This window comes from Caulobacter sp. AP07, from assembly GCF_000281955.1.
Taxonomy (GTDB): Bacteria; Pseudomonadota; Alphaproteobacteria; order Caulobacterales; family Caulobacteraceae; genus Caulobacter.
Genome location: NZ_AKKF01000231.1, coordinates 1 through 3204, shown reverse-complemented (window position 1 = coordinate 3204; position 3204 = coordinate 1). Strand labels below are relative to the sequence as shown.

The following is a 3204-nucleotide window of genomic DNA, read 5'->3' as shown; positions in this document are numbered from 1 at the left end:
GGGGCGAGGGCATCGTCCCCATCGGCTACCGCCACGACGAGATCATCGACGTCATCGACCGCCTGCCCCTGCCGCGCGGCCAGTCGGCCAAGGGCAATATCGGCAACGGCACGCTGGACCGCCTGTCGCTGAACATCGTGGTGCCGACCGACAAGATCGGCGTCAAGGGCGGCCGCTTCACCTTCAAGAACGACTGGAACGAGACCCACGTCACCGACCCGACCACCGGCCGGGACCGGCCGATCTCCAAGATCCGCCCCACCCAGGCCAATATCGGCTTCCAGCAGGACCTGACGCGCTGGAAGACCCAGTGGGGGATCAACTGGCTGCCGCTGCTGGGGCAAGGCACCTACGACCCGGACCAGACCAACACCTGGCGCGGCGCGGGCTATTTCGAGAGCTTCGTCGAGTACAAGCCGACCCCGAGCCTGTCGGTGCGCGCCCAGCTGAACATGTGGGACGACTTCACCATCCGCCGGGTGGTCTATGCCGACCGCGCGACCCGGGCCGTGGCGTTCGTGGAGGACCGGGATATCAACCCGCGGACGTTCGTGACGCTGAAGGTTCGGCGGACGTTCTAGGCGCCGCGGACACTTGGCTCAAGGGAGCGATTCCACGTCCGCGAATCGTCTGGCGCTCACGCCCATGAAGCGAGTGACGGCGGAATTTCCGAGTCGAAGACGCGATCACCGCGCCTTGGGGCGGTCGCACCCTCCGGTGGCGTCGTGGGGGGCAGAGATACCGATACGTTCGGAACCGAAGGGTGAGCGAACGGCGGTATCTGAGATGTACAGGGGATAAACTGCGACATTCTGACGCGGCTTTGATCGCTGCGTCGCGTCCATCCGCCGCGGGCCTAAGGCTTGGGTTGCAGAGCCGTGCGACCTGAAAATCTCGCCGACATAGCGGCGCCCTTTCCAGGCCACGCAAGCGGTGCGTCCGTCCGGAGGGCGCCGCGGCGCCCGGGTTCTGAGACCGGCGCGGCGCCCGAATGTTGCCGTGGCGACACACAGCCGACAGTCATAGGTTGTTTAAAATCAATGGATTGGGGCGAACTGCCTCTCATTCGCGCCGCACCGCCGCCCCATTTGGCCCAGCATTGAGCGTCGGTGGGCCAGGGGGCCATAAACCAAGAATGGAAGTTGAATGGCTACTCTTACGGTCGGCCAAGGCCAGCAGTATGCGACAATCAGCGCCGCGGTGAACGCCTCCCACGACGGGGACGTCATCCAGGTGCAAGCTGGGACCTACACGAACGATTTCGCGACCATCAACACCAAGATCACCCTGCAAGGCGTGGGTGGGATGGTCCACATGGTGGCGACGGGCGACATCCCCAACGACAAGGGCATCCTGATCGTCAACACCGACGTCACGATCGACCACTTCGAGTTCTCGGGAGCCACCGGCGCGAGCGGCAACGCCGCCGGCATCCGCTATCAGGGCGGCGCGCTGACCCTGACCAACGACTATTTCCACGACAACCAGAACGGCCTGATGGGCGGCGGCGTCGTAGGCGGCACCATCACCATCGACAACAGCGAGTTCGCCAACAACGGGGCCGGCGACGGCTACACCCACAACCTCTATGTCGGCGACATCGCCAAGCTGACCATCAGCGACAGCTATTTCCACGACGCGGCGGTCGGCCACGAGATCAAGAGCCGGGCCGCCGAGACCGTCATCACCAACACCCGGATCATCGATAACAATTCCACCTCGAGCTACAGCGTCGACCTGCCGAACGGCGGCAAGGTGACGCTGAGCGGCAACACCATCCAGCAGGGCCCGAACGGCGACAATCCCAACATCATCGCCTACGGCGCCGAGGGCGTGACGCATTCGGTCAACTCGCTGACCATGACCAACAACACCGTGCTCAACGACATGGGCAGGGGAACGCTGGTGCTCGACGCCAGCGGCACCTCGGCCACGGTGGACGGGACGAAAGTGTGGGGGCTCGCCGACACGCAGATGGCGTCCAGCACGGCGGTGAAGGTCACCAACACCCTGCATCTGTCCACCGAGCCGGTGCTCGACACCTCGCATCCCTGGGAGACCGGCGCCGTGACCCCGACGCCGACGCCGACCCCGACCCCGACGCCCACCCCGACGCCCACCCCGACGCCGGATCCGACGCCGACACCCACTCCGACCCCGACGCCCACCCCGACCCCGACCGACCTCAAGTGGTCGGGCAGTGGCCGCGGTGACGTGAAGTCCGGCGGCGATGGCAACGACAGCCTCTCGGGCAACGGGGGCGCCGACAAGCTCTCGGGCCTGGCGGGTCACGACACCCTGTCGGGCGGCTCGGGCAACGACACCCTGTTGGGCGGTTCGGGCAACGACACCCTGTTGGGCGGCTCCGGCAACGACTTCCTGCTCGGCGGCTCCGGCAACGACGTGCTGACGGGCGGTAGCGGCAACGACATCTACAAGTTCGAAATCGGTGGCGGCCACGACACCGTCATGGGCTTCGCCGCGCACAACTACTCCGGCGCGGAACGCGACCACTTCGACGTTTCGGGTCTTGGCATCCATGCGTCGGAGTACGCCACCGCCATCCACATGACGGACACCGCGGCCGGCGTGGTGATCTCGGCGGGCGACATGGACATGCTTGTGTCCGGCATGCACGCGTCCAGCTTCAGTGCGGCCGACTTCTTCTTCGCCTGACCGAACACGCCCCGCCGCGCCGGGAGCCTGCTGCGAAGTGGGACGCCCGGCGCGTAGCGGAGCGCATGAAGAGACTATCGGGCCGGAAGCGGACATCCGCTTCCGGCCCATGCCGTTGTCCTGACCGCCGGCCAGCCGCCGCCGGCCGCGAGAGCCAATGTCCGCGACTGGCGCAAGGCCGTCTCAGAGCCCTGCATCCCCGCCGCACCGCGGGCGTCGACCACCCCGTCGCCAACGAATCCAAGCCCTTACGCCCCGATCACCCGGGGATGGACGCGAACTTGTCCTCCGCTTCCAAACCCCATGCATAATCAGAGCTGCCCCACCGCTGGGGAGGCCGTCCAGCTGGCGACCTGACGGGCGGCGGGGGCGGTCGAGCGGGGCGTGTCCGGCGGCCGGTCGCGTGGGGCCTGTCGGGTCGGCGCGGGAGGACGGGGGATCCGGACGGACCTTCGCTTTCCCGGTCGGCCGGCGGGGCCAACCCTGCGAGGCCGGGACGGCGGGCGCCACAGGCGCGGGCTGAAATCG

Annotated in this window: 1 protein-coding gene and 1 pseudogene; both read left to right on the top strand. The window is 67.2% G+C overall.

The genetic code is table 11. The annotated features are described in order from the left end of the window. A pseudogene (locus PMI01_RS20615) lies at window positions 1–581 on the top strand (TonB-dependent receptor); the annotation flags it as partial. 565 nt (window positions 582–1146) lie between these two features. Then, on the top strand, window positions 1147–2676 hold the full coding sequence (locus tag PMI01_RS27260) for a calcium-binding protein (RefSeq protein ID WP_007673556.1): 1530 nt from the start codon (window positions 1147–1149) through the stop codon (window positions 2674–2676). Window positions 2677–3204 lie beyond the last annotated feature (528 nt).